This window comes from Paraburkholderia solitsugae, assembly GCF_013177695.1.
In the GTDB taxonomy this organism is placed as follows: domain Bacteria; phylum Pseudomonadota; class Gammaproteobacteria; order Burkholderiales; family Burkholderiaceae; genus Paraburkholderia; species Paraburkholderia solitsugae.
Map to the genome: position 1 here is coordinate 1 of NZ_WOEY01000030.1, position 25,723 is coordinate 25,723.

A 25,723-nucleotide genomic window follows, 5' to 3' on the forward strand; every position below is an offset into this window, starting at 1 on the left:
ATAGTACATGTAACGCAGTTAAGAGGTAGTTAAACATGAACCAAAATTACACTCCCGCGCCGCTGGACGATCCTGCCGACGAGGACGCAAGCCGCGTGGGTCGGGCTGACAGCGGAGCCGATCGCGGGGCGGAGCGCGGCGGCGAGCGCGAGGAACGCGATCCTTTTCTGACAGCGATGGGTGAGCGGGTGCGCCTGCTGCGTGCGCGCCGCGGCATGACGCGCAAGACGCTGGCGACGGAAACCGGCTTGTCGGAGCGTCATCTTGCGAATCTGGAATCCGGCGTGGGGAATGCGTCGGTGCTGGTGCTCAGGCAGATCGCGGCGACGCTGAACTGCCCGCTGGCCGAAGTGATTGGCGACGAAACCACCGCTTCCGCCGAATGGCTGCTGATCCGCGAACTGCTGCAGGGACGTGACCAGGCAGCGTTGCAGCGCGCCCGCGTGGCGCTTGCCGAGATGTTCGCGCAAGCACCGCGCGACCCGCATCGCAAGGACCGGATCGCGCTGATCGGCCTGCGCGGGGCGGGCAAGTCGACCTTTGGGCGGATGCTGGCGCAGGAGCGCAAGGTGCCGTTTGTCGAACTCACGCGCGTGATCGAGCAACTCGCGGGCTGTCCGCCGTCGGAGATTCATTCCCTCTATGGCGCGAGCGCTTACCGCCGTTATGAACACCGGGCGCTCGAGGCGGTGATTCAGGAGCACGAGCGCGCCGTGATCGCGTCGCCGGGCGGGCTGGTGTCGGAGACGGGCACCTTCAACGCACTGCTGTCGCACTGCTTCACCGTATGGCTGCAGGCCACGCCGGAAGAGCATATGCGCCGTGTCGTCGCGCAAGGTGACCTGCGGCCGATGTCTGGTAACAAGGAAGCGATGGATGACCTCAAACGTATCCTGGCAGGGCGTAGCGAGCTGTACGGCCGCGCTGACATGACCTTCGACACCACCGAGAAGACCTTGGCCGACGCCTACTTGCAGTTGCGCGACCGGCTTGCCGCAAGACTCGCCGCGGAGTCGCCGGATGACGCACGGGTAAGTTGACGTGCAGTGCGGTTCCAGGGTTTACGAGTGAACATGCACTAAAGTGCTTTACATGGGTGTGACGATGCACTATTGTTCAAAAAACAAGTTTTGCACCGTCCAGTCAGGAGACGCCCCATGTCCACAGCAGAAACCGCCGTCGCGCCGGTCGACTACCGTACCGATCCCTCGCAGTACAAGCATTGGAAGCTGAGCTTCAACGGCCCCGTCGCGACCCTCGGCATCGATATCGCGGAGGACGGCGGGATCCGCGACGGCTACAAGCTGAAGCTGAATTCATACGACCTCGGCGTCGATATCGAACTGCACGACGCAATACAGCGCATCCGCTTCGAGCATCCCGAAGTCAAAACGGTGGTGCTGACGAGCCTGAAGGACCGCGTGTTCTGCTCGGGCGCGAACATCTTCATGCTGGGTCTGTCGACGCATGCGTGGAAGGTTAACTTCTGCAAGTTCACCAACGAAACGCGCAATGGTCTCGAAGACTCGTCGCGTCATTCAGGTCTGAAGTTTCTCGCTGCCGTGAACGGTGCGTGCGCCGGCGGCGGTTACGAACTCGCGCTCGCCTGCGACGAAATCTATCTGGTGGATGACCGCTCGTCGTCGGTGTCGTTGCCGGAAGTGCCGCTGCTGGGCGTGCTGCCGGGCACGGGCGGCCTGACGCGCGTCACCGATAAGCGCAAGGTACGGCACGATCGTGCGGACATCTTCTGTACGGTGGTCGAAGGCATTCGCGGTGAACGGGCGAAAGCATGGCGTCTCGTGGACGAAGTCGTGAAGCCGAATCAGTTCGACCAAACGATTCAGGCGCGCGCCCTCGAACTCGCCGAACAAAGCGATCGTCCGTCGGATGCGCAAGGCGTATTGCTCACGCGGATCGAACGCACCGATCGCGAAGACGGCCTGACTTATAAAACACTCGACATCACGATCGATCGTGCGAAGCGCATCGCCACCTTCACCGCGAAAGCGCCGCAAGCCGGAGAACCCACCGATATCGACGCGATCGTTGCCGCCGGCACGAGCTGGTGGCCGCTGCAGTTCGCCCGCGAACTCGACGACGCGATCCTGTCGATGCGCACCAACGAGCTCAACATCGGCACCTGGATCTTCAAGACCGAAGGCGATGCCCGTAACCTGCTTGCCGCCGATGCCACGCTGATACAGCACAAGAACCATTGGTTCGTGCGCGAGACCATCGGCCTGCTGCGCCGCACCTTGGCGCGTATCGACGTGTCGTCACGTTCGCTGTTCGCGCTGATCGAACCGGGTTCGTGCTTTGCAGGCACCTTCGCGGAACTCGCGTTCGCCGCCGACCGCAGCTATATGGCGGCACTGCCGAGCAACGAAGACGAAGAACCGGCGATCACGCTGTCGGAAGTCAACTTCGGTCTCTATCCGATGGTCACGCATCAATCGCGGCTCGCTCGACGTTTCTATGAAGAAGCGGAACCGCTCGACGCGGTGCGCTCGAAGATCGGCCAGGCGATCAAGCCGGTTGAAGCCGAGCGCCTGGGTCTCGTGACCGCATCACCCGACGATATCGATTGGGCCGACGAAATCCGCATCGCGCTCGAAGAACGCGCGGCGATGTCGCCGGATGCATTGACCGGCCTGGAAGCGAATCTGCGCTTCAACGGCCCGGAGACGATGGAGACGCGTATTTTCGGGCGTCTCACCGCATGGCAGAACTGGATCTTCAACCGGCCGAACGCAGTGGGCGAGAAGGGTGCGCTCAAGGTGTACGGCAAGGGCAGCAAGGCGCAATTCGACGTCTCGCGCGTCTGATTCTTTTCGACGCGACGCAACGTAACTGAACGCAGCGCCACCTGCCTGATACGCGCCTCTCAACCGCTAGCTCTGTATTCCGACCAAGGAACCGACCATGTCATCGATCAACTACAGCGAAAAGATTCCGAACAACGTCAATCTCGCCGACGACCGCGCACTGCAACGCGCGCTCGAACAATGGCAGCCGAATTTTCTGGCATGGTGGGGCGATATGGGCCCGGAAGGCTCGCATGGCTATGACGTGTATCTGCGCACGGCGGTGAGCGTCGACGCGGGCGGCTGGGCGCATTTCGATCACGTGAAGATGCCGGACTATCGCTGGGGCATTTTCCTCACGCCCGGCGAGCAGGATCGCAAGATTCATTTCGGCGAGCACAAGGGTGAGGCTGCGTGGCAGGACGTGCCTGGCGAGCATCGCGCGAATCTGCGCCGTATTATCGTCACGCAAGGCGACACGGAGCCGGCTTCGGTCGAACAGCAACGGCATCTGGGGTTGACCGCACCGTCGATGTACGACCTGCGCAACCTGTTTCAGGTGAACGTGGAAGAAGGCCGCCACCTCTGGGCGATGGTGTACCTGCTGCACCGCTATTTCGGCCGCGACGGCCGCGAGGAAGCCGAAGCACTGCTCGGCCGACGTTCGGGCGACGAAGACAATCCGCGCATTCTCGGTGCCTTCAACGAGAAAACGCCGGACTGGCTCGCGTTCTACATGTTCACGTATTTCACCGACCGCGACGGCAAGTTTCAACTGTCGGCGCTCGCCGAGTCGGGTTTCGATCCACTCGCGCGCACCACGAAGTTCATGCTGACCGAAGAAGCGCATCATATGTTCGTCGGCGAATCGGGTGTGTCGCGCGTGATCCAGCGCACCGCACAAGTGATGAACGAACTGGGCACGGACGACGTCGCGAAGATTCGCGCAGCTGGCGTGATCGATCTGCTGACTATCCAGCGTTATCTGAACTTCCATTACTCGGTAACGATCGACCTGTTCGGCGCGGATCATTCTTCGAATGCGGCCACGTTCTATAGCTCGGGTCTGAAGGGCCGCTATGAAGAGAACAAGCGCGACGACGATCATCAATTGAACGGTCAAAGCTACAAGCTGCTCGACGTGCAGGACGGCAAGCTGGTCGAGCGCGAAGTGCCGATGCTCAACGCCATGAATGAAGTGCTGCGCGACGACTATATTAAAGATTCGGTGGCGGGCGTCGGCCGTTGGAACAAGGTGCTCGAAAAGGCCGGTATCGATTTCCGCATGACGGTGCCGCATAAAGCGTTCAACCGGCAGATCGGCACGTTTTCCGGCGCCCGTGTGTCGCCGGATGGCCGTGTAGTGAGCGAGACCGAATGGGCGGCGAATGAGGCGAAGTGGCTCGCAACGCCGGACGATCGTGCGTATGTCGCTTCGCTGATGGGCCCCGTCACCGAGCCCGGCAAGTTCGCGAACTGGATCGCGCCGCCGGCAATGGGCGTGAACCGTCAGCCGGTCGATTTCGAATACGTGCGCTTTAACTGAACGGCGATTAAAAACGCGCGGCGTGCGGCGTCGTATTTGCACGAATATACCGTGGAGGAAGTCATGAACGGCCCAGTATCGATCGAAGTTCTCAGGCAGCATCTGATCGATCCGGAAATCTGCATTCGCTGCAATACCTGCGAAGAGACTTGCCCGGTCGATGCGATCACGCACGACGAGAACAATTACGTGGTCAAGGCGGATGTCTGCAACGGCTGCATGGCGTGCGTGCCGCCGTGTCCGACCGGTGCGATCGATAACTGGCGCACGGTGCTGAAAGTCGACGCGTATTCCATCGAAGAGCAGTTCAAATGGGACGTCTTGCCTGAGCAGAACACGATGGCTGTACCGGTTGCCGAAGATACCGCGGCCGCGGCGGGATCGTCCGGCGATGCGCCGGCAGACGCGAGCGGTATTGAAGTCGATACCGTGCGCGGGTCGGTCGTGCCGCCGTGGTCAGCGGCGAAACCGTACGTGAATCTCTACACGCACAAGGCGCCGACTACCGCGACGGTGGTCGGCAACTACCGGCTCACCGATGGCTCGACCGATAGCGACATTCACCACATCGTGCTTGATTTCGGTTCGATGCCTTTCCCTGTGCTGGAGGGCCAGTCGATCGGCATCCTGCCGCCGGGAGCGACCGACGATGGCCGCACGCATCACGCGCGGCAGTATTCAATCGCGAGCCCGCGCGACGGCGAACGGCCCGGTTATAACAACGTTTCTCTCACTGTGAAGCGCGTTTCCCAGCAGCATGGCGACGCGCTCGATGGGATCTGCTCGAATTATCTGTGCGATCTCAAGAAAGGTGACGTGGTCAACGTGATCGGCCCATTCGGCGGCACCTTCCTGATGCCGAATCATCCGAACTCGCACCTGCTGATGATTTGCACGGGCACCGGCTCAGCGCCGATGCGCGCGATGACCGAGTATCGCAGGCGGCGTCGTCTGAAAGGCGCGACCGGCAAGCTGATGTTGTTCTTCGGCGCACGTACGAAGGAAGAGTTGCCGTACTTCGGGCCGCTGACGAATCTGCCGAAGGATTTCATCGATACGAATCTGGCGTTCTCGCGTACGCCGGGTCAACCCAGGCGCTATGTGCAGGATGCGATGCGGGAGCGCGCGGTTGATGTCGCGCACATGCTGAAGGACGACAACACGCACATCTACGTGTGCGGGTTGAAGGGGATGGAAGACGGCGTGCTGCAGGCACTCAAGGAAATCGGCGAACAGCACCAGGTCGACTGGGAAGCGTTGTGGTTGAAGTTGAAGCGGGAAGGGCGGCTGCATCTGGAGACGTATTGAACGACTAGCTTCCGGCCGGGGGTGGGCCCGCGCGCTTGCGGGCCGGGCGGCTTTTACCAGACCGTTTTAACGTGCGGATACGCGCGAATTTTTTCGTCTTTTGTCACTAGCGGTACGGCAAATTTGCGTGCGGTCGCGACGATCATTCTGTCGGCGGGGTCCTTATGGAACTCGCCGGGAAGATCGACGGACTTCGTTGCGATTTCCACGTCGACAGGTACAAAGCGTACCGCTTCGATGGCCGCGACAGTGGCGAGCCAACTGCTGACATCCATCGAGAGCAGGAGTCTTTCTCGCTCCACCAGCATGGCTATTTCCCAAGCGGAAATGGCCGATACGAGGATTTCCCCGCCGGCCATTTCGTGCGCGATGGCAGTCTTTGCTTTCTTGCTCAACGTCGAATCGCCGGTGACCCACCAGACCAGAGTATGGGTGTCCAGAACGATCATTGCCCCGCCTCCCAGTCGTCCTCGCCGACGGGAGCGGTGGGATTGTCGTAACGCACGACCGAGCCGCGTAACACGTCGAGCGGACTGCGTTCTACGCCGCGATAGGGCCGCACTTCAAGGGCAGGCTTGCCATGGTCCGTCACGATCAAGCTTTCGCCGGACGACTCCACCTGCCGGAATAATTCGAGCGCCTTTGCCTTGAATTCGGATTTCGATACTAGATTGCCTTGCACAATAACTCCTATAGTCAGTTGCCTATGGTCATTATTGTACTAGAAAATGACTAGATGGATGTGGTCACGGACCGGCTGATCCTTTCTCTTGCGCCGGCGACACCGCCCCACACGCCCGAATCACCAACTGCACGACCTCCTCCGTCGTCGCCTCAAACGCCTTCTGCGTCAGCGCGCGTTTGCCTTTAAGCGCGCGAATCTGCGCGTCGAAGTCTGCGTAATGCTGAGTCGTGGCCCAGATCATGTACATCAACGTTTGCGCATTCACCGGCGCCAGCAGACCGCGTGCGATCCAGTCGTCGATCACCTTCACCCGGCTGTCCAGCCACGGCTTCACGCGCCCCGTGAGAATGTCCTCCATATGCTCCGCGCCGTGGATGATCTCGCTCGCCCACACCTTCGAGCCTAATGGCCGGCGGCGCGACAACTCCATTTTCGCGCGCACGTAGCCGCCGATCGCTTCGACCGGATCGTCGCTGCATTCGAACGTATCCGCCGCGCGGTGCCAGTCTTCGAACAGGTCTTCCAGCACACGCCGGTACAACGCGAGCTTTGTCGGGAAGTAGTAATGCAGGTTAGCTTTCGGTAAGCCTGCACGTTCCGCGATCATCGCCGTACTGGTTCCGTCGAGTCCTCGCTCCGCGAAAACCGCCTCGGCGCACGCCAACAAATGCGCTTCATTCGACTCGCGAATGTGCGCCTTGCGCCGCCGCAAAGGTGCGCGAGTTTCGTCCTGTGTCTCGTCGTTTTCCGTGATGTCGGCAGCCACGTTGTTGTCTCTCATGTTGGCTTCATCGGCATGTGTGCCGCGTCGCGCTTCATTCTAGTCGTTTGAGCGCGGATGGACACGCGCATTCGAGACCGTCGAAAAATCTGTGCTGCAGTGCAATGGCACGCTTCTCGCTATGTTTCCCACCGTACGAAAGGTGTTGATTTGGCGGGCTTAATCGTCTACAACCTGTCCAACTGGACAGGATTGAGAGAGCGGGAGATGCCCCAGGGTTTGCCCTCTGTATAAGAGGCGATCGCAGGCATCGAGTGTGCACCGCCGCCGTGCGGCCACGCCCCAAAACCCGCCGCCCATGCACCAGTTTCATGTCGATTCACCGAAAGGAGCGAGACGAATGAACGCGGTATCCGAAGCGCTGAAGCACGCAGAACCCGCCACGTCGATCAGGGTCGACGGCAAGCGGCTGTGGGACAGCCTGATGACGATGGCGAAGATCGGCGCGACGCCTAAAGGCGGCGTCTGCCGGCTGGCGCTGACCGACCTCGATAAACAGGGGCGCGACCTGATCGTCAGTTGGGCGAAGGAAGCCGGCTGCACGGTCAGTGTCGATCAGATGGGCAATGTGTTTATGCGCCGCGCCGGGCGCAATCCCGACGCGCTGCCGGTCATGACCGGCTCGCACGCGGACTCGCAGCCGACCGGCGGCCGCTTCGACGGCATCTACGGCGTGCTCGGCGGACTCGAAGTGATCCGCAGTCTGAACGATCACGGCATCGAGACCGAACATCCGGTTGAAGTGGTGATCTGGACCAACGAGGAAGGCTCGCGCTTTGCACCCGCCATGGTCGCCTCAGGGGTGTTCGCCGGCGTCTTCACACTGGACTACGGTCTCTCGCGCAAGGACGTGGACGGCAAGACCATCGGCGAAGAACTGAAACGTATCGGCTATGCGGGCGATCTTCCCTGTGGTGGGCGTCCCTTGCATGCTGCGTTCGAATTGCATATCGAACAAGGACCGATTCTCGAAGCCGAGCAAAAAACCATCGGTGTGGTAACCGATGCGCAAGGCCAGCGCTGGTACGAAATCACGCTGACGGGGCAGGAGGCGCATGCGGGTCCGACGCCCATGCCGCGCCGTCGCGATGCTCTGCTCGGGGCCGCGCGCGTGGTCGATCTGGTCAATCGTATCGGGCTGGATAACGCGCCGTTCGGTTGCGCGACGGTCGGCATGATGCAGGTCTATCCGAACTCACGCAATGTGATTCCGGGCCGCGTGTTCTTCACCGTCGACTTCCGTCATCCGGATGATGCGGTGCTCGCGAAGATGGATGCCGCGTTGCGCGAGGGCGTGGCGAAGATCACGAGCACCATCGGTCTGGAAACCGAACTCGAGCAGATTTTTTACTACGCGCCAGTTGCTTTCGATGAAGCCTGCGTGAAGTCGGTACGCGCCGCGGCCGAACGCTTCGGCTATTCGCATCGCAACATGGTGTCCGGTGCGGGACACGATGCCTGCTATCTGTCGCAAGTCGCGCCGACTTCGATGGTGTTTGTGCCGTGCGTCGACGGGATCAGTCACAACGAGATCGAGGACGCCACCTTCGAATGGATCGAAGCGGGAGCGAACGTCTTGCTGCACGCCATGCTCGGACGAGCGTGCGAGCCGGTTTCATAACGCTTTAGCGGTAGCGGTTGCGGGTTGGGGTTGATTCTCTGGCCTTCACCGTAGTGCCTATAAAACAAGCCGTCCCGGCTCCGCTATAGCGCAGCCGGCGGGAACGGCTACGTCCTCACATCGAAGAAGGAACGTGTATGGCCATCAAGCAAACCGGCGATATTGCGGCTCAGCGCCTATCGGCCGATCAACTGTCGTGCGAGTTCTCCGATATCGCGCCGCTGCTCGACGCGAGCGCCGCGGCCGCGGCCGCGAGCCGCTGTCACTACTGTTACGACGCGCCGTGCGTGAACGCGTGTCCGACGCAGATCGACATTCCCAGTTTCATTCGCAAGATCAGCAACGGCAATCTGAAGGGCGCGGCCGTCGACATTCTGTCTGCGAATCCGCTGGGCGGCATGTGCTCGCGTGTTTGCCCGACCGAGATTCTTTGCGAGGGGGCATGTGTGCGCAACCATCAGGATGCGAAACCGGTGGCGATCGGCGCGCTGCAACGCCATGCAACCGATTGGGCGATGGCGCGCGGCGAGGTGCTGTTCAAGCGTGCGGCTGAAACGGGGCGGCATGTTGCCGTAGCCGGTGCGGGACCGGCTGGACTTGCGTGCGCACATCGGCTCGCATTGGCCGGCCATAAGGTGACCATTTACGACGCCCATGAGAAAGCGGGCGGTCTGAACGAATACGGCATCGCTGCCTATAAAACCGTCGACGATTTTGCGCAGCGCGAAGTGGCGTGGCTGTGCTCGATCGGCGGCATCGAGATCAAACACGGCGTAACGCTTGGACGTGACGTGGAGCTCGACGCGCTGCGGAAGCAATACGATGCGGTCTTCCTCGCGATCGGTCTCACGGGCGTGCGCGCATTGGCGATGGAAGGCGAGGATCTGAGCGGCGTGATGAACGCAGTGGATTTCATCGAACAGGTGCGTAGCGCGAGTGACTTCGGCACGGTGCCGGTGGGGCGGCGAGTCGTCGTGATCGGCGGCGGCAATACGGCAGTGGATGCCGCCGTGCAAAGCCACAAGCTCGGCGCGACGTCGGTGACGATGGTGTATCGACGCGGCGTCGAGTCGATGAGCGCGACGTGGGCCGAGCGCGATTTCGCGCAGACCAACGGCGTCACGCTCGTCACGCATGCAAAACCGATGCGTTTGATCGGAGAGGGTGGCGTGGTGACGGGTGTTGAATTCGAGCGCACGTTAGGCGATGGCAGTCAGGAGCGCTTCGTGGTCGAAGCCGACATGGTGCTCAAAGCAATTGGGCAGACGCTGGTGCCGGTCGGTATCGAGCGCGAACTGTTGACGCTGGACGGCAATCGTATCGCAGTCGATGCAAGCGGACAAACCTCGTTGCCCGGCGTATGGGCGGGTGGCGATTGCGCGGCGACCGGTGGGATCGATCTGACGGTACAAGCGGTGCAGGACGGCAAGATCGCCGCCGCCGCGATTGACGCTCAGTTCGCCCGCACCGCTGTCAAGGCCGCGTGAAACTGGACAAAACCGCTTAAGCCACGCATCACACCAAGATAAAACAGCAGTCCCCAAGGAGCCGAACATGGCCGATTTGCGCTGTACGATTGCCGGCATCACGTCGCCGAATCCTTTCTGGCTCGCCTCCGCGCCGCCGACCGACAAAGCCTATAACGTGAACCGCGCGTTCGAAGCGGGCTGGGGCGGGGTCGTGTGGAAGACCCTGGGCCTCGACCCGCATGTGGTGAACGTCAGCTCGCGCTACGGCGCGGTGCAATGGAATGGCCAGCGCATCGCGGGCCTGAACAACATCGAACTGATCACCGACCGTCCGCTCGACATCAATCTCAAGGAAATCGCCCAGGTCAAACGCGACTGGCCGGACCGCGCGATGATCGTCTCGCTGATGGTGCCGTGCAACGAACGCGACTGGAAGTGGATTTTGCCGCTCGTCGAAGACACCGGCGCCGATGCGGTTGAACTGAATTTCGGGTGCCCGCACGGCATGAGCGAGCGCGGCATGGGTGCCGCGGTGGGCCAAGTGCCCGAGTACATCGAGATGGTCACGCGCTGGGTCAAGGAGGGTTCGAAGCTGCCGTGCCTCGTCAAACTCACGCCGAATATCAGCGACATCCGCCTCGGTTCGCGTGCGGCCTATAAAGGCGGCGCGGACGGTGTCTCGCTGATCAACACCATCAACTCCATCGTCGCGGTCGATCTCGACGCGATGTCACCGTTGCCGATGGTCGATGGCAAAGGCACGCACGGCGGCTACTGCGGTCCGGCGGTCAAGCCGATCGCGCTGAACATGGTGGCAGAAATTGCGCGCGACGTGGAGACGCCGAACCTGCCCATTTCCGGCATCGGCGGCATTTCGACGTGGCGCGATGCGGCCGAATTCATGGTGCTCGGCGCAGGCAGCGTGCAGGTCTGCACGGCGGCGATGCACTATGGATTCCGCATCGTCTCCGATCTGGCGGATGGTCTCTCGAACTGGATGGACGAAAAGGGCTACGCCACGCTCGACGACATTCGCGGCCGCGCCGTGCCGAATGTCACCGACTGGAAGTACCTGAACCTCAAATACGACATCAAGGCGCGCATCGATCAGGACAAGTGCATCCAGTGCGGCCTCTGCCATATCGCGTGTGAAGACACGGCTCACCAGGCGATCATGAAAGAAAAAGATGGCGTCCGACATTTTGAAGTGATGGACTCCGAATGTGTCGGCTGCAATCTGTGCATGCATGTGTGCCCGGTCGAGCAGTGCATCACGATGGAGCGCGTCGACAGCGGCGAGTACGCGAACTGGACCACGCATCCGAACAACCCTGCGCGGGTGAATGCCGGTGAAAGCGAGACGTCAGACGCGGCTGAAACGGCCGAGCATGCCCACGCAGCAAAAGCAGCCTGAAACACGAGCTACCTGCAGGAAAAGAAACGAAACGAAGCGCTTGTACTGAACCTGTAGTTTTCCCCAGGGCCTGACGCGCCGCCAGAAGCCGCGCAGGCCTCAACGATCAGTGGAGATCATTCGATGAAGCAGACAGCGCAACCCGTCGATCCGCAGTTTGCGGCCGCGGCGCAGGGCAGCAGTCTTTACAACGACGACCTTGCGCCGACCGGCGTCGCGCAGCGCACGTGGCGGTGGTATCACTTCGCCGCGCTGTGGGTCGGAATGGTGATGAACATCGCGTCGTATATGCTCGCGGCTGGTTTGACGGAAGAGGGCATGTCGCCGTGGCAGGCGGTCGCGACGGTGCTGCTCGGCAATCTGATCGTGCTGGTGCCGATGCTGCTGATCGGGCATGCGGGGGCGAAGCACGGTATTCCCTACGCGGTGCTGGTGCGTTCCTCCTTCGGCACGCAGGGTGCGAAATTGCCGGCGATGCTGCGGGCGATCGTCGCGTGTGGCTGGTACGGCATTCAGACGTGGCTTGGCGGCAGCGCGATCTACACGCTGCTGAACATTCTGACCGGCAACGCGCTGCACGGCGCGGCCTTGCCGTTTCTCGACATCTCGCTCGCGCAGCTCGCGTGTTTCCTCGTGTTCTGGGCGCTGCAGATTTACTTCATCGTGCACGGCACCGATTCGATTCGCTGGCTCGAAAGCTGGTCCGCGCCGATCAAGATCGTGATGTGTATCGCGCTGGTGTGGTGGGCCACCTCGAAGGCGGGGGGCCTTGGCTCGATGCTGTCGGCGCCGTCGCAGTTCGTGCCGGGTGGCAAGAAGGAGGGCCTGTTCTGGGTGACCTTCTGGCCCGGCCTTACGGCGATGGTGGGCTTCTGGGCGACGCTCGCGCTGAATATTCCCGACTTCACGCGCTTTGCCAAAACGCAGCGCGATCAGATTATCGGCCAGTCTGTGGGTTTGCCGATTCCGATGGCGCTACTCTCCGTGATCTCCGTGGTGGTGACGTCGGCGACCGTGGTGATCTACGGCAAGGCGATCTGGGACCCGATCGACCTGACGAGCCGCATGACCGGCATCGGCGTCGGTCTCGCGCTGATCATCCTGACGCTGGATACGATGTGCTGCAATCTCGCGGCGAATCTCGTCGGCCCGGCTTATGATTTTTCGAGCCTGTGGCCGAAGGGTATTTCGTATCGCGTTGGCGGCATGATTACCGCGACCATCGCCATTGTGATGATGCCGTGGAAGATTCTTGCCACCACGCAGGGCTATATCTTCACGTGGCTGGTCGGCTACTCGGCTTTGCTCGGTCCGGTAGCGGGCATTCTGATGGTCGACTACTTCCTGATTCGCGGCACACGGCTGGATCCGCGTGAACTGTTCGACGAGCATGGCGAGTACAGCTACACCGGCGGCTGGAATATCGGCGCGGTGGTGGCGCTCGTGGTCGGCGTGCTGCCGAATCTGCCGGGCTTCTTGCACACCGCGTTTCCGGCATCGTTCCCGAACGTGCCGGCGATTTTCAACACGCTCTATACGTATGCCTGGTTTGTCGGACTCGCGTTGGCGTCGATCGTATACAGCGCGTGGATGAAGCTGAGCAAAGGACCGAGTGCGCGCGTGGCGAGTGCGTGAGTGCATATGATTGAGTGCATGAACTGTGCACCATGCGAACGAAGTACGTAGCACAGAAACCAGCAGTTCATAAGGAGGCGGCAACATGACGACCCTGATTCGCGGCGGCACGATTATCGACGCGGAGAACACGTATCGTGCGGATGTGTTGTGTGCGGACCCGCAGGACGGTGGCACGATCCTGCAGATCGGCGTGGATCTGGAGGCACCCGCTGGCGCCACGATCGTCGATGCGGGCGGCCAGTATGTGATGCCCGGCGGCATCGATCCGCATACCCATATGGAATTGCCGTTCATGGGGACCACGGCCAGCGACGATTTCTATACCGGGACGGCCGCGGGTTTATCCGGCGGTACGACCAGCATCATCGATTTCGTGATTCCGAGTCCGAAGCAACCGTTGATGGAGGCCTTCAAGGAATGGCGCGGTTGGGCTGAAAAGGCCTCGGCGGACTATGGTTTTCACGTTGCAGTGACGTGGTGGGACGATTCGGTCTATCGCGACATGGGCACGCTGGTGCACGAACACGGTGTGTCGAGTTTCAAGCACTTCATGGCCTACAAGAATGCGATCATGGCCGACGACGAAGTGCTGGTGAACAGCTTTTCGCGTTCGCTCGAACTCGGCGCGCTGCCTACCGTGCATGCGGAAAACGGTGAACTGGTGTTTCAGTTGCAGCGTCAGTTGCTGGCAAAAGGCTTTACAGGTCCGGAGGCACATCCGCTGTCACGGCCGCCTGAAGTGGAGGGCGAGGCCGCCAATCGTGCGATCCGCATCGCTCAGGTGTTAGGCGTGCCGGTGTATATCGTCCACGTGTCCTCGAAAGATGCGGTCGACGCGATTGCGCGCGCCCGCAGTGAAGGTCTTCGGGTGTTCGGCGAAGTGCTGCCGGGCCATCTGGTGATCGATGAGGCGGTGTATCTCGATCCCGACTGGACCCGTGCGGCAGCGCACGTGATGAGCCCGCCGTTCCGTTCCGCGGAGCATCGCGAGGCATTGTGGCGGGGTTTGCAAGCGGGTCAACTGCACACCACCGCGACCGATCACTGCGTGTTCTGCGCGTCGCAGAAGGCGATGGGGCGGGAGGACTTTACGAAGATCCCGAACGGCTGCGGCGGCGTCGAGGATCGCATGGCGGTGCTCTGGCATCACGGCGTGAATTCGGGGCGCCTCACACCAAATGAATTCGTGCGCATCACGTCGACTAACGCCGCGCAGATTTTCAACCTGTATCCGCGTAAAGGTGCCGTACAGGTGGGCGCGGATGCCGACCTGGTCGTGTGGGATCCGAAGGCAAGTAAAACCATTTCGGTGAAGACGCATCATCAGAAGGTCGACTTCAACGTGTTCGAAGGAATGACGGTGCAGGGCGTGGCGATGCATACGCTCACCCGTGGTGCGCTGGCATGGACCGATGGCGAGCTGCGGGCTGTGCGTGGCGCAGGGCGTTATCTGAAGCGGTCGCCCAATCCGGCTTACTTCGATGCGATCCGGATTGCCAATAAGCGAAAGGAGCCGCATCCGGTAGAACGGTAAGCTGTTTGCAATATGACGGGCGGCCCCGCAGGGCCGCCCGTGCCGTCTGTTTTTCAACGCCGCGCATTCGCCGTGGCGACACCCTCCCGCGTTTTCCCCGATGGCGCCCGGTATGCGTTCCGTGGTGCGATGCATGCCGCGTCTGTCATATCTGTTGCAGAGTCGAATTCAACGTTGCATGAGACGCCTTGGCTGTCCGCTTAGCACGTATGCGCATATTGATCGAAAAGCTGATCCTTTGTAAAAAGACAGACCGTTTGCTACAGTCCGCCCACTCTGTCGGGCATGACCGCCGGCGGAATGCCGAATACAAAACCATGCAACCGACGTAGCAAACTTTACGGAGCCACCTGATGAAGTCGATTCGTTCCATTCTGCTGATCGCGCTGCTGCAAGCGGTGACCCTGAGCCCGGCTTTCGCCGCTGACGAGCTCGCGCAGATCAAGTCCGCGGGCGTGTTCAAGATCGGCACCGAAGGCACCTACGCGCCGTTCACCTACCACGATGAATCCGGCAAGCTGACCGGCTTCGACGTCGAGATCGGCACGGCGATCGCGCAGCGCCTGGGCGTCAAGCCGGAGTTCGTCGAAGGCAAATGGGACGGTCTGATCGCCGGTCTCGATGTGAACCGCTACGACGCGGTGATCAATGAAGTCGCTGTCACCGACGCGCGCAAAGCGAAATACGATTTCTCGGACCCGTACATCACGTCGCACGCGGCGCTGATCGTGGCCTCGAACAACACGACGATCAAGACGTTCGACGACCTGAAGGGCAAGAAGTCGGCGAATACGCTGACCAGCAACTTCGGCAAGATCGCGGCCGCGCACGGCGCGGAGGTGATTCCCGTGCAAGGCTTCAACGAATCGATTGACCTGTTGACCTCGGGCCGAGTCGACGCGACCGTCAACGATTCGCTGTCGTTCCTCGATTTCAAGAAGCACAAACCGGATGCGAAGGTGAAGATTGCCGCGCTCGATACATCGGCTGACAGCAGCGATAAGTCCGCGGTCCTGATCCGCAAGGGCAGCCCGGAATTGCAGGCGGCAATCAACAAGGCGCTTGCCGACATGAAGAAGGACGGCACTTACGCGAAGATTTCGCAGAAGTACTTCGGTAAAGACGTTTCCCAATAGGCCTCAACTGCGAGTCTGAATCATGCCGGCATGGTTGCTTCTGATGGCGCATTCGCTGAAGCCCCTGCTGTATGCGGGGCTGGTCTTTACCGTGCCGCTCACGCTGGCGTCGTTCGCGATCGGGATCGTGGTGGCGTTTATCGTCGCGCTGGTCCGGCTCTTCGGCCCGCGCTGGGCGGTGGCGTGCGTGCGCTTCTACGTATGGCTGTTTCGCGGCTCGCCATTGCTGGTGCAACTGTTCGTGATTTTCTACGGACTACCGAACGTGGGCATCGTGCTCGATCCGTTGACGGCGGCGATCATCGGCTTTTCGCTGAATGTCGGCGCGTATAACTCGGAAGTGATCCGCGGCGTGATCGAGTCGATTCCAAAGGGGCAGTGGGAGGCGGCGTACTCGATGGGTATGACGCGTCAGCAAGCGCTGCGCCGCGCGATCCTGCCGCAAGCGGCCCGCGTCGCGCTGCCGCCGTTGTCGAACTCGTTTATTGCGTTGGTGAAGGACACATCGCTCGCTGCTGTACTGACGGTGCCTGAGGTGTTTCAGGCGGCGCAGCGCATCGCGTCGGTGACCTATGAACCGTTGATTCTCTACACTGAGGCGGCGCTGGTGTATCTCGTGTTCAGTTCGGTCTTGTCGTCGGCGCAAGTCCGGCTCGAGCGCAAGTTCGGCCGTCACGCACTCTTCCAGGCGAGCAACTGATGATTCGACTGGAAAAAATCGACAAGCACTTCGGCGAGAATCGGGTGCTGAGTTCAGTGGACCTGCAACTCGCGCCGGGTAATGTCACCGCGCTGATCGGCCCGTCCGGGAGCGGCAAGAGCACGCTTTTGCGTTGCGTGAATCTGCTGGAAATTCCCGAGGCCGGGTCACTCGAACTCGGCGACCAACGCCTGGAATTCAGCCGCGATCACAAGCCATCGCGCGAAACGGTGCTGACGATTCGCCGCCGCACCGGCATGGTGTTCCAGAATTTCCAGTTGTTTCCGCATCTGACGGTGCGCCAGAACGTCATGGAAGGCTTGCTGACCGTACTGAAGTGGGACAAGGAAAAAGCGCGCATACGTGCGGACGAATTACTCGAAAAGGTCGGCATCGCGCACAAGGCGGACGCATGGCCCTCCACGCTCTCCGGCGGTCAGCAGCAGCGGGTAGCCATCGCGCGGGCGTTGGCGCCGTCGCCAGAAGTGTTGTTGTGTGACGAGCCCACATCCGCGCTGGATCCCGGTTTGGCCGCGGAGGTGGTGGACGTCCTCAAGCAGCTCGCCACAGAAGGCATGACCATGTTGATGGCGACACATGATTTACGTCTTGCAGCAACGATTGCGCGCGACGTGGTGTTTCTGAATAACGGCGTGGTGGTGGAGCAGGGCCCGTCGCGGGACATTTTCATGGATCCGCGCGAGCCGGAAACCGCGCGCTTCGTGTCCACGCTGACACATAGCTTGCCGGACGCGTGGACCGAGCAGCGCCGGCCTGAGAGAAGCTAAGTCAGCTTGCCCTGGCTGGCAGCCGCAAATGATTCCACGCCGCCAGCCCGGCAAAAGCAACGCCGGCAACGCTGACACCCATCCATCCAAAGATCGGCCAAACCACGGCGCCGACCCCCGAACCGATGGCTCCGCCAATGAAATACGTGACCATATAAACGGTATTCACGCGGCTCCGCGCTTCGGGCTTCAGCGCGTAAATCCGCGATTGATTGGAAATCTGCGCAGCCTGCACGCCGATATCGAGGATGATCACGCCGATCACCAATCCCGCAATGCTTTTCGCCGACACGGCAAAAACAACAAACGAAATCGCCACCAGCACAATCGACACCGTGATAATCGAGCGCGGTCCGCGTCGGTCGGAAAACTTGCCGGCGAGCGGTGCGGCCATCGCCCCCGCAGCGCCGACGATCCCGAACAGGCCGGCCGCCTGCGGTCCAAGATGAAACGGTGCGCCCGCGAGCAATAACGCCAGCACCGACCAGAAGATGCTGAATGCCGCGAACAGCGCCGCCCCGGTCAACGAGGCTTCTCGCAGCGCGCGATGCTCGACCACCAGGTGCCACATCGACACCAGCAGCTTGCCGTACGGCAGCGTCGACGTCGGCTTGCTTTTCGGCAGACGCATGATGATCACGACAGCCAGCACCAGCAGCGCGACGACTGAAGCGCCGAACACGGCACGCCAGCCGAAATACTCACCGACAACGCCTGCCGCGGTCCGTGCCAGCAGAATCCCCAGCAACAGTCCACTCATCACCGTGCCGACGGCATGACCCCGCTCGGAGGGGGGCGCGAGTTCGGCCGCGAACGGCACCGCCTGCTGCGCGATGGTGGCGAGTACGCCGATCGCGAGGCTCGCGATAATCAGCACCGACAGCGTCGGCGCCGCGGATGCCAGCACCAGCGCGACGCACATGCCTGCGATCTGCAACAGGATCAGGCGGCGTCGATCGAAGCGGTCGCCGAGCGGCGCCAACAACAGCATCCCGGCTGCGTAGCCGAGCTGCGTTACAGCCGGTACCGCACCGACCCACGACGTGCTGTTCGGAAACGACTGCCGGAAACCGTCGAGCAGAGGCTGGTTGTAATAGATGTTGGCGACTGCCACACCCGCAATGGTTGCGAGTAGAAGCAGCAAGCCGCGCAATGACCGGTCGGACGAAGCAGGGGTAGAAGCGTCGGATGTGGACATAAGAGGGGACCGTCGATGGACCGGCCCATGCGCGGTCCTCAAGCGTGCCGATCATACCGGAGTTGGGCCGAAGCGGTCGTTGGTCCCCGCTCGACAGGAGACTCGCATAAAATGAACTAGTCCGTTGCAATACGCCCAAACGCAATCCCCAAGCATACAAATCCAGATGACTCGGGCCTTTGCAATCTGGGATGCCATCCGATTTCGTTCGCCATCGTTTCTCTCCAGTGGGGGCACCACGTCCTTATGTCGAGAATGACCACCAATGCGATGAGCCGCCGGCACCTGCTGACGCTGATCGGCAAGAACCTCGGCGCGGCCGCCATGATGCAAGGCATGGGCACGTTGGGGTTCGCCGCTACCTCGACCTACGCCGGACCGGTCAAACTCGATGGCGCGCCCAAAGGAGCGCGAATTCTCGTGCTCGGCGCGGGCATGGCTGGCCTCGTCGCGGCGTTTGAGTTGAGGAACGCGGGCTACCACGTGCAGGTGCTCGAGTACAACGACCGCGCGGGTGGTCGGGCCTGGACTGTCAGGGGCGGTGATCGTTATACCGAACTCGGCGGTGCCACCCAGTACTGCGATTTCGCTGACGGGCTTTATCTGAACCCAGGGCCGTGGCGCATTCCGTATCACCACCAGGGCGTACTCGACTATGCAAAACGCCTGAAGGTGCCGCTCGAGCCGTTCATCCAGGTCAATTACAACGCCTACCTGCATTCGACGGAGGCTTTCTATGGCAAGCCGCAACGATTTCGGGCAGTGCAGACCGACTATCAAGGCTATATCGCTGAGCTGCTTTCCAAAGCAATCCGCAAGGACGCACTCGATGATGCGTTGTCAGTCGAAGATGCGCATCTGCTACTCGAATCCCTGCGCCAATGGGGCGCGCTCGGTCGGGACGGGAGCTACCTGGCGGGCCGGCGAAGCAGTGAACGCCGCGGATTCGCGACCGCGGATGGCGGTGGGCTGATGCCCGAGGCGGTACCGTCGAATCTGCTCCCGCGCGACCCTTTGCTTGCATCGCGTTTGTGGCAATGGCTCTCGTCTGGAAACGAGCTGGACTTCCAGAGCGCCATTTTCCAGCCCGTCGGCGGCATGGACAGGATTGCCCATGCGCTTCATTCGCAGGTCGCGAGCGCCGTAGTGTTCAACGCCAGAGTCACGGCCATCTTGCAGGACGAGCAGGGCGTCACAGTGCGCTACACCGATACGACCACCCGAACCGAACGGAACGCGCACGCGGATTGGCTGGTGTGCACCATCCCGCTCTCGATTCTGAGTCAGATCGACATGGCGGTCGGCCCAGCCATGCGCGCCGCGATCGATGCGGTGCCCTACGAGACATCGGTGAAAATCGGGTTGCAATTCGGCCGGCGATTCTGGGAAGAAGACGAGCAGATCTACGGCGGCATCACGCATACTGACCTGCCGATCTCGACGATCGGCTATCCGGCAACAGGTTACGGATCGACCGGTCCTGCGGTGCTGCTCGGCGCCTACATGTGGGGGCCCGCAAGCTATGAGATGGGTGCACTGCCCCCGGCGGAACGGATCGCGGTGGCATTGAGCCAGGGCAGCCAGATTCATCCGCAGTACGCGCGGGAGTACCAGAACGGCTTCGCGATGAGCTGGAGCCGATCGCCGTTCACGAATGGCTGCTTCGCCGCATGGACGGATGCGTTGAGAGAAGCGCATTACGCGAATCTCTGTCAGATCGACGGACGGATCGTCCTTGCCGGAGAGCACGCTTCCCATATCCCGGCATGGCAGGAAGGCGCCGTGCTGTCGTCACTGGACGCGATCACCCGATTGCATCGGAGAATAGTCAATGGATAGGCCGCCGCTGATGCTCAGCGTGATGCTGATGGCCTGGCTGTCGGGACCCGCGACGGTGTCGGCTCAGGCCGTGGCACAGGACGCACCACGCACCTTCACGATTTCGCCGGACTACCGCTTCACCGAAGAAAGCGGCGAAGCGCTTTACAACGCTACCTGCGCGGGATGCCATATGCCAGATGGAAAAGGCGCACAGGGCGCGGGTCACTACCCGGCGCTCGCTGACAACCCGGCAGTCGAAGCAGCACCCTACGTCATCGTCAACGTGCTGCACGGCCGAAAGGCGATGCCATCCTTTGGCGACGCGATGAATGACGATCAGATCGCTGCTGTCGTCAACTACACGAGAACCCATTTCGGCAATCGATTTGCCGGAGATGTCACGCCGAGCCAGGTTAGAAGCCTGCGCTGAGTTCACGTGGCATGGCTGTCGATGCGCGGGCTCTTTCCCGCACCATCCTCCATTGCTTCACGAGACTTGTGGCGCGATGTACCCGGGTCTGTTTCGGCGCGCCGGGACGGGGTTCTCAGCACGCGCAGCGGCTCTATGCCGGTCTAAAACCTGGCGCCGTGCGCATGAGTGACGGCCACGACCAGATTGGCAACAATCGTTGGCATATGGGTGCAGCCGAACGTTAGCTCAAGCCATCGGCCACTATTGCTGCGTGAGCATCAGGTTCAGGTTCTGAACCGCAGCGCCGGATGCGCCTTTGCCAAGATTATCGAAAACCGCGGACAGCAGGACGTGCCCGTGTTCCATGTTAGGAAATACGCTTAAATGCATGTCGTTCGTACCGTTCAGCACTTGCGGATCCAGGTGCTTCAAGACGCACGATTCGTGCAGCGGCAAGACACGTACGTGGGCCGCCTCGGCATAGTGGCGTGCGAGGCACGCGTGTAACGTGGCGCCATCCACGTCGGGTGCCAGCAGCCGCAACGCCAGGGGCACCGTCAGCACGATGCCCTGGCGGAACGCACCATACGCAGGGACGAAGATGGGACGCTGCGCAAGCCCGGCGTGCTGCTGGATCTCCGGGGTGTGCTTGTGCGCGAGTTCCAGACCATATACCTGGTATGAAGGCGCGTTGACGGCACCCGGCCCCTCATGTTCCTCCACGCCGGCACGCCCGCGTCCGGAGTAGCCGGACACCGCATGAATGCTGATAGGGTAGTTGCCTGGTATGAGCCCAGCCTGCAACAGGGGACGCAGCAAGCCAACTGCACCGGTCGGATAGCAGCCGGGATTCGTGACCCGACGTGCGTTCGCAATGCGCTCAGCCTGTCCCAGCGTCATTTCCGCAAAGCCGTATGTCCAGTCCGGCTGTGTGCGGTGGGCGGAACTTGCGTCGATTACTCTGACGGCAGGATTAACAATGGCGTCCACTGCCTCGCGCGCGGCGGCATCAGGCAAACAGAGAATGGCGATGTCGCAGGCGTTGATGGCTTCTGCGCGACGCCGCGGATCTTTGCGTTCCGCAGCGGCAAGCGTGAGCAGTCTAAGGTCGGTCCGGTTGCGCAGCCGTTCGTGGATTTGCAACCCGGTGGTGCCTTGGTCGCCGTCGATGAAAACAACGGGAGAGCTCATACGTGGAATACTCCGGTGACTAGGTTGTAATAAGTAGAGCGAGCCCCTATGTTCCATGGACGACTAGAATAGAGAAAGTTGAATTTCATAACGTGAACATTCAGTTTTTCTGAATCTGGACGCCGACATGCGAGAGATCAGCCTGGATCGCTTGCGCACCCTGGTCGCCATTGCCGACCGTGGCTCATTTGCCGATGCAGCGCGTGCATTGCACCTGGCGCCGCCAACGGTCAGCCTCCACATCGCGGAACTCGAAGAGCGTATCGGGGCTCCACTCCTGTCACGCAAGCGCGGACATGTCAGGCCGTCGGCGATAGGAGAGGTGCTGGTGGAGCGCGCGCGTCGACTGCTGGCCGATGCGGAGCAGGCGTTAGACGATATTCAACGCCAGGTGCAGGGGCTCGAAGGGCGCGCGCGGCTCGGTGCGTCGACTGGCGTGATCGCGCACCTGTTGCCGCAAGCGCTTGAGGTGCTGCGCCAGCACCATCCCGCTATCGACATTCAGATTGCGGTACTCACTTCGCATGAAACGCTGTCCCGACTGGCGGACGGAACGCTGGATGTTGGGCTGGTCGCACTGCCTCAGCCCCCGGTGGCTGGACTCGTGATAAAGCCTTGGCGCCGCGACCCCGTGATGGCCTTTGTGCCGGCGCATTGGCGGTGTCCGGCCCGCGTCACGCCTGAATGGCTCGCCGCCCAACCTCTCATTCTCAATGACGCGACCACGCGTCTCTCGCGTCTGACTGCGGAGTGGTTCGCGACCGGGGGGCACCATCCTGCGCCGCGCATTCAGCTCAACTACAACGACGCGATCAAGAGTCTGGTAGCGGCAGGTTACGGCGCAGCGCTGTTGCCCCATGAGGCCACTACGCCATTACCCGACAGGCGCATTGTCATGCGTCCGCTGCGCCCGGCGTTGTGGCGTCGGCTCGGCATTGCACATCGTGCGGGGTACGTTGAGCGTTCCACGCAACACGTACTTGATGTGTTGTGGGATCTGCGATTGGCGTAGGCGTTGCCATTTGCCGCTTCGGTTCGTTCTCGCTGGGACAATAGCCTTATTGCACGCCACGACGAACGAAACCGTCCGCTGGTCTCCCCTTATTCGGCCAATTCACGATGCAAGGCCCGATATTCTTGCGAAAGCTTGTGTCCCGGATCGAGATGAATGAGGGGGGTTGCCTGCTGATGCGATTCGCGGATCCTCACGGACGAAGACAACTTTGAAGCCAGCACCGGCAAGCCCTCACTGACAAGCTCATCGACCAGCTTTTGGGGCAGGCTCGCGCGAGGCTGAAACTGGTTGATGACAATGCCTTCCACTTCCAGCGCGACATTGTGATCCTGCTGGATCTCCTTCACGTTTTCCAGCAACGTGTAAAGCGCGCGACGGGAAAAGTCATCACAGTCGAACGGAATCAGGCAACGCTCGGCCGCGATCAGCGCGGAGCGTGTGTAGAAGTTCAACGCAGGCGGCGTGTCGATATAAATCGCGTCATACATGTCGAGCTCGTTCAGGGCGTCACGCAACTTGTAGATCTTGTAACGGGATTCCAGCTTGCCATGCAACGTGTCCAGATCAGGATGAGCGGGCATGACATCGAGGTTCTCAAATGGCGTCGGATGAATGAACGACGTGACTTCTACAGGCCTGAAGCTGAACGTTAGCGCGGTTTCAAAGAAGCCGGCGACGGTGGGGCTGGCCTCGCCGGCCTGCGAGCCGAGCAGGTATTGGCTTGAATTCGCCTGAGCATCCAGGTCGATGACCAGTGTGCGGAGACCTTCGCTGGCGCTGATTGCCGCCAGGTTACAAACAATGGTCGATTTGCCTACACCACCTTTCTGATTGAATACGACGCGCCGCATGTTCTCCCCTTGAGCGGAAGCTACCCAAAAGCGCTCAGCATACCTGAGCCAGCGGACCTGGTTAGATGCGGTCGGTTGTTTTCTGGCACGGAAAAGTGTGCCGGTGAATGGCGACGCCCGTCACCGCAGTTCGCTGGCCATTCGAGCCGACCCGCTGCCATGGCTGGCCGGACACCTGCCACAGTAATCGCATACCATTCAACCGATTACGCTCTGAGTCCCACGCCGCTGCCCGATCTCCTCCCGTCACTCAGTGGCCGCAAAACAAGGGGAGGCCGATCTACGCAACAACGCTGCATCGTTCATACTTTGCATTTGCATCAGAACCAGAAATGAACAGGTTTTTTCAGGAGACTTTGATGCGAATTTTGATTCTTGGAGCAGGCGTGGTCGGTGTGACGAGCGCCTGGTATCTGGCGCGCGCCGGCCATGAGGTGGTGGTGCTTGATCGCCAGCCCGCTGCGGCGCTCGAAACCAGCTTCGGCAACGCCGGCCAGATTTCACCGGGCTACGCGTCGCCGTGGGCCGGGCCGGGCGTACCCGCCAAGGCCGTCAAATGGCTACTGCAGAAGCATCCGCCACTGTCACTCCAACCGGACGGCACCTTGTTTCAGGTGCAATGGCTCACACAGATGCTGGCTAACTGTACTAAACGGCGCTATGCCGTCAACAAGGCGCGCATGGTGCGGCTTGCGGAATATAGCCGCGACTGCTTCATGGCGCTGCGCAGCGAGACCCATATCACCTATGAAGGTCGCCAGCAGGGCACGCTGCAAGTCTTTCGCACGCAAAAGCAGATGGACGGTTCCGCCAAGGACATTGACGTTCTGAAGGAAATGGGCGTGCCTTATGAGTTGCTGTCGCGCGACGAACTGGCTCGCGCCGAACCGGCGCTTGAAGGCTCAAAGGATAAACTGGTCGGTGGCTTGCGTTTGCCAGGCGATGAAACCGGTGACTGCCATGTGTTCACCACCAAACTGGCCGAGATGGCGCAAGCACGGCACGTGCAGTTCCTGTTCAAGCGCAGCATCGATGGCCTGGTCGTAGAAGGCGATACGCTAAAGGGGGTCCATTCCGACGGCGAAACGTTGACTGCGGACGCGTGTGTCGTAGCACTGGGCAGCTATTCCACCGCGCTGCTGCGCGGCCTGGTTAGCATTCCGGTCTATCCCGTCAAGGGTTATTCAATCACTGTGCCGATTACCGACGCGGCGCAGGCACCCGTCTCGACCATCCTCGATGAAACCTACAAAGTTGCGGTCACCCGCTTTGAGGATCGAATTCGCGTGGGCGGCATGGCCAATCTGGTGGGCTTCGACAAGGAACTGCACGGCACCCGGCGCGAGACGCTGGAATATGTTGTCACCGACCTGTTCCCGCATGCTGGCGACGTGGCGCAAGCCAGCTTCTGGACTGGCCTGCGGCCTATGACTCCAGACGGCACGCCGATTATCGGCCCGACCGCGATCAAGGGCCTGTGGCTTAATACCGGCCACGGCACGCTGGGCTGGACCATGTCCTGCGGTTCGGGGCAACTGCTGGCGGATTTGATGTCGGGCACTACGCCGGCGATTACCGCCGACGATTTAGCGGTCAGTCGCTACAACTAACCGGACAGGCAACCGGGTGTGCACCCTTGGCAGCAGGACCTGCTTGGTGTCACCGCCTGTTTTTGTTTATGCGCTCCCATTAAACGGCTGGCCGGGTTCGACCCTTCCCGGACGGCCACCTTCAACGCGAAAAAAATACCGGCCGCGCGCATTACACTGCATCGCTCTGCCGGCCCTGAAATCGCCCCGAATCCCGCG

Annotated in this window: 22 protein-coding genes; 16 read left to right on the forward strand and 6 right to left on the reverse strand. The window is 61.1% G+C overall.

Features of this window, described 5'->3' with window-relative positions; genetic code table 11:
* The first annotated feature begins 35 nt into the window (after positions 1-35).
* The 4 genes from GNZ12_RS08190 (at position 36) to boxA (ending at position 5,661) form a co-directional block, all read left to right on the forward strand.
* Positions 36-1,040, forward strand: coding sequence for a helix-turn-helix transcriptional regulator (locus GNZ12_RS08190; RefSeq protein ID WP_172309860.1), 1,005 nt, complete (start codon positions 36-38; stop codon positions 1,038-1,040).
* Between the two features lie 117 nt (positions 1,041-1,157).
* Positions 1,158-2,828 carry a 2,3-epoxybenzoyl-CoA dihydrolase gene (gene boxC / locus GNZ12_RS08195; protein ID WP_172309861.1) on the forward strand — a complete coding sequence of 557 codons (1,671 nt, stop codon included), beginning with the start codon at positions 1,158-1,160 and terminating at the stop codon, positions 2,826-2,828.
* A gap of 97 nt (positions 2,829-2,925) precedes the next feature.
* Positions 2,926-4,353, forward strand: coding sequence for a benzoyl-CoA 2,3-epoxidase subunit BoxB (gene boxB, locus GNZ12_RS08200; protein ID WP_172309862.1), 1,428 nt, complete (start codon positions 2,926-2,928; stop codon positions 4,351-4,353).
* Between the two features lie 63 nt (positions 4,354-4,416).
* Positions 4,417-5,661, forward strand: a complete 1,245-nt coding sequence (gene boxA / locus GNZ12_RS08205; RefSeq protein ID WP_172309863.1) for a benzoyl-CoA 2,3-epoxidase subunit BoxA — start codon at positions 4,417-4,419, stop codon at positions 5,659-5,661.
* A 53-nt stretch (positions 5,662-5,714) separates the two neighbouring features.
* On the opposite strand, the gene GNZ12_RS08210 is transcribed toward boxA, so the two are convergent.
* The 3 genes from GNZ12_RS08210 to GNZ12_RS08220 form a co-directional block, all read right to left on the reverse strand.
* Entirely contained in the window at positions 5,715-6,110 is a 396-nt protein-coding gene (locus tag GNZ12_RS08210) for a type II toxin-antitoxin system VapC family toxin (RefSeq protein WP_172309864.1), read from the reverse strand.
* Entirely contained in the window at positions 6,107-6,343 is a 237-nt protein-coding gene (locus GNZ12_RS08215; RefSeq protein ID WP_172309865.1) for a type II toxin-antitoxin system Phd/YefM family antitoxin, read from the reverse strand. The genes GNZ12_RS08210 and GNZ12_RS08215 overlap by 4 nt, the downstream gene beginning before the upstream one ends.
* Positions 6,344-6,407: 64 nt before the next feature.
* Positions 6,408-7,127 carry a TetR/AcrR family transcriptional regulator gene (locus GNZ12_RS08220; protein WP_172309866.1) on the reverse strand — a complete coding sequence of 240 codons (720 nt, stop codon included), beginning with the start codon at positions 7,125-7,127 and terminating at the stop codon, positions 6,408-6,410.
* A gap of 340 nt (positions 7,128-7,467) precedes the next feature.
* Between GNZ12_RS08220 and GNZ12_RS08225 the strand changes: the two genes are divergently transcribed.
* From GNZ12_RS08225 to GNZ12_RS08260, 8 genes are all read left to right on the forward strand, one after another.
* Complete coding sequence (locus tag GNZ12_RS08225; protein ID WP_172309867.1) at positions 7,468-8,748, forward strand: Zn-dependent hydrolase; 1,281 nt, start codon at positions 7,468-7,470, stop codon at positions 8,746-8,748.
* A 137-nt stretch (positions 8,749-8,885) separates the two neighbouring features.
* The gene (locus GNZ12_RS08230; protein ID WP_172309868.1) at positions 8,886-10,235 is read left to right on the forward strand and encodes an NAD(P)-dependent oxidoreductase; all 1,350 of its coding nucleotides are present in this window, start codon (positions 8,886-8,888) and stop codon (positions 10,233-10,235) included.
* Positions 10,236-10,302: 67 nt separating this feature from the next.
* Entirely contained in the window at positions 10,303-11,631 is a 1,329-nt protein-coding gene (gene preA, locus GNZ12_RS08235; protein ID WP_172309869.1) for an NAD-dependent dihydropyrimidine dehydrogenase subunit PreA, read from the forward strand.
* 123 nt (positions 11,632-11,754) lie between these two features.
* Complete coding sequence (locus tag GNZ12_RS08240) at positions 11,755-13,266, forward strand: NCS1 family nucleobase:cation symporter-1 (RefSeq protein WP_172309870.1); 1,512 nt, start codon at positions 11,755-11,757, stop codon at positions 13,264-13,266.
* Positions 13,267-13,351: 85 nt separating this feature from the next.
* Positions 13,352-14,803 carry a dihydropyrimidinase gene (gene hydA / locus GNZ12_RS08245; RefSeq protein ID WP_172309871.1) on the forward strand — a complete coding sequence of 484 codons (1,452 nt, stop codon included), beginning with the start codon at positions 13,352-13,354 and terminating at the stop codon, positions 14,801-14,803.
* A gap of 353 nt (positions 14,804-15,156) precedes the next feature.
* Complete coding sequence (locus GNZ12_RS08250; protein ID WP_172309872.1) at positions 15,157-15,939, forward strand: amino acid ABC transporter substrate-binding protein; 783 nt, start codon at positions 15,157-15,159, stop codon at positions 15,937-15,939.
* Positions 15,940-15,961: 22 nt separating this feature from the next.
* Positions 15,962-16,639 carry an amino acid ABC transporter permease gene (locus GNZ12_RS08255; protein ID WP_172309873.1) on the forward strand — a complete coding sequence of 226 codons (678 nt, stop codon included), beginning with the start codon at positions 15,962-15,964 and terminating at the stop codon, positions 16,637-16,639.
* A complete protein-coding gene (locus GNZ12_RS08260) occupies positions 16,639-17,427 on the forward strand; it encodes an amino acid ABC transporter ATP-binding protein (protein ID WP_172309874.1) in 789 nt (262 codons plus the stop codon). Before GNZ12_RS08255 ends, GNZ12_RS08260 begins: the two co-directional genes overlap by 1 nt.
* A 1-nt stretch (position 17,428) precedes the next feature.
* On the opposite strand, the gene GNZ12_RS08265 is transcribed toward GNZ12_RS08260, so the two are convergent.
* The gene (locus tag GNZ12_RS08265; protein WP_172309875.1) at positions 17,429-18,625 is read right to left on the reverse strand and encodes an MFS transporter; all 1,197 of its coding nucleotides are present in this window, start codon (positions 18,623-18,625) and stop codon (positions 17,429-17,431) included.
* Positions 18,626-18,871: 246 nt separating this feature from the next.
* Between GNZ12_RS08265 and GNZ12_RS08270 the strand changes: the two genes are divergently transcribed.
* Entirely contained in the window at positions 18,872-20,464 is a 1,593-nt protein-coding gene (locus GNZ12_RS08270) for an NAD(P)/FAD-dependent oxidoreductase (RefSeq protein ID WP_216673138.1), read from the forward strand.
* The gene (locus tag GNZ12_RS08275) at positions 20,457-20,876 is read left to right on the forward strand and encodes a c-type cytochrome (protein WP_172309876.1); all 420 of its coding nucleotides are present in this window, start codon (positions 20,457-20,459) and stop codon (positions 20,874-20,876) included. Before GNZ12_RS08270 ends, GNZ12_RS08275 begins: the two co-directional genes overlap by 8 nt.
* Before the next feature lie 243 nt (positions 20,877-21,119).
* On the opposite strand, the gene argC is transcribed toward GNZ12_RS08275, so the two are convergent.
* Entirely contained in the window at positions 21,120-22,049 is a 930-nt protein-coding gene (argC, locus tag GNZ12_RS08280) for an N-acetyl-gamma-glutamyl-phosphate reductase (RefSeq protein ID WP_172309877.1), read from the reverse strand.
* A gap of 127 nt (positions 22,050-22,176) precedes the next feature.
* Here argC and GNZ12_RS08285 point away from each other — a divergent pair, with 127 nt between their 5' ends.
* Positions 22,177-23,061, forward strand: a complete 885-nt coding sequence (locus tag GNZ12_RS08285; protein WP_172309878.1) for a LysR family transcriptional regulator — start codon at positions 22,177-22,179, stop codon at positions 23,059-23,061.
* Between the two features lie 89 nt (positions 23,062-23,150).
* Here the strand turns inward: GNZ12_RS08285 and GNZ12_RS08290 are convergent, their stop codons facing one another.
* The gene (locus GNZ12_RS08290; protein ID WP_172309879.1) at positions 23,151-23,915 is read right to left on the reverse strand and encodes a ParA family protein; all 765 of its coding nucleotides are present in this window, start codon (positions 23,913-23,915) and stop codon (positions 23,151-23,153) included.
* 359 nt (positions 23,916-24,274) lie between these two features.
* Between GNZ12_RS08290 and GNZ12_RS08295 the strand changes: the two genes are divergently transcribed.
* A complete protein-coding gene (locus GNZ12_RS08295; protein WP_172309903.1) occupies positions 24,275-25,525 on the forward strand; it encodes a D-amino acid dehydrogenase in 1,251 nt (416 codons plus the stop codon).
* Positions 25,526-25,723 lie beyond the last annotated feature (198 nt).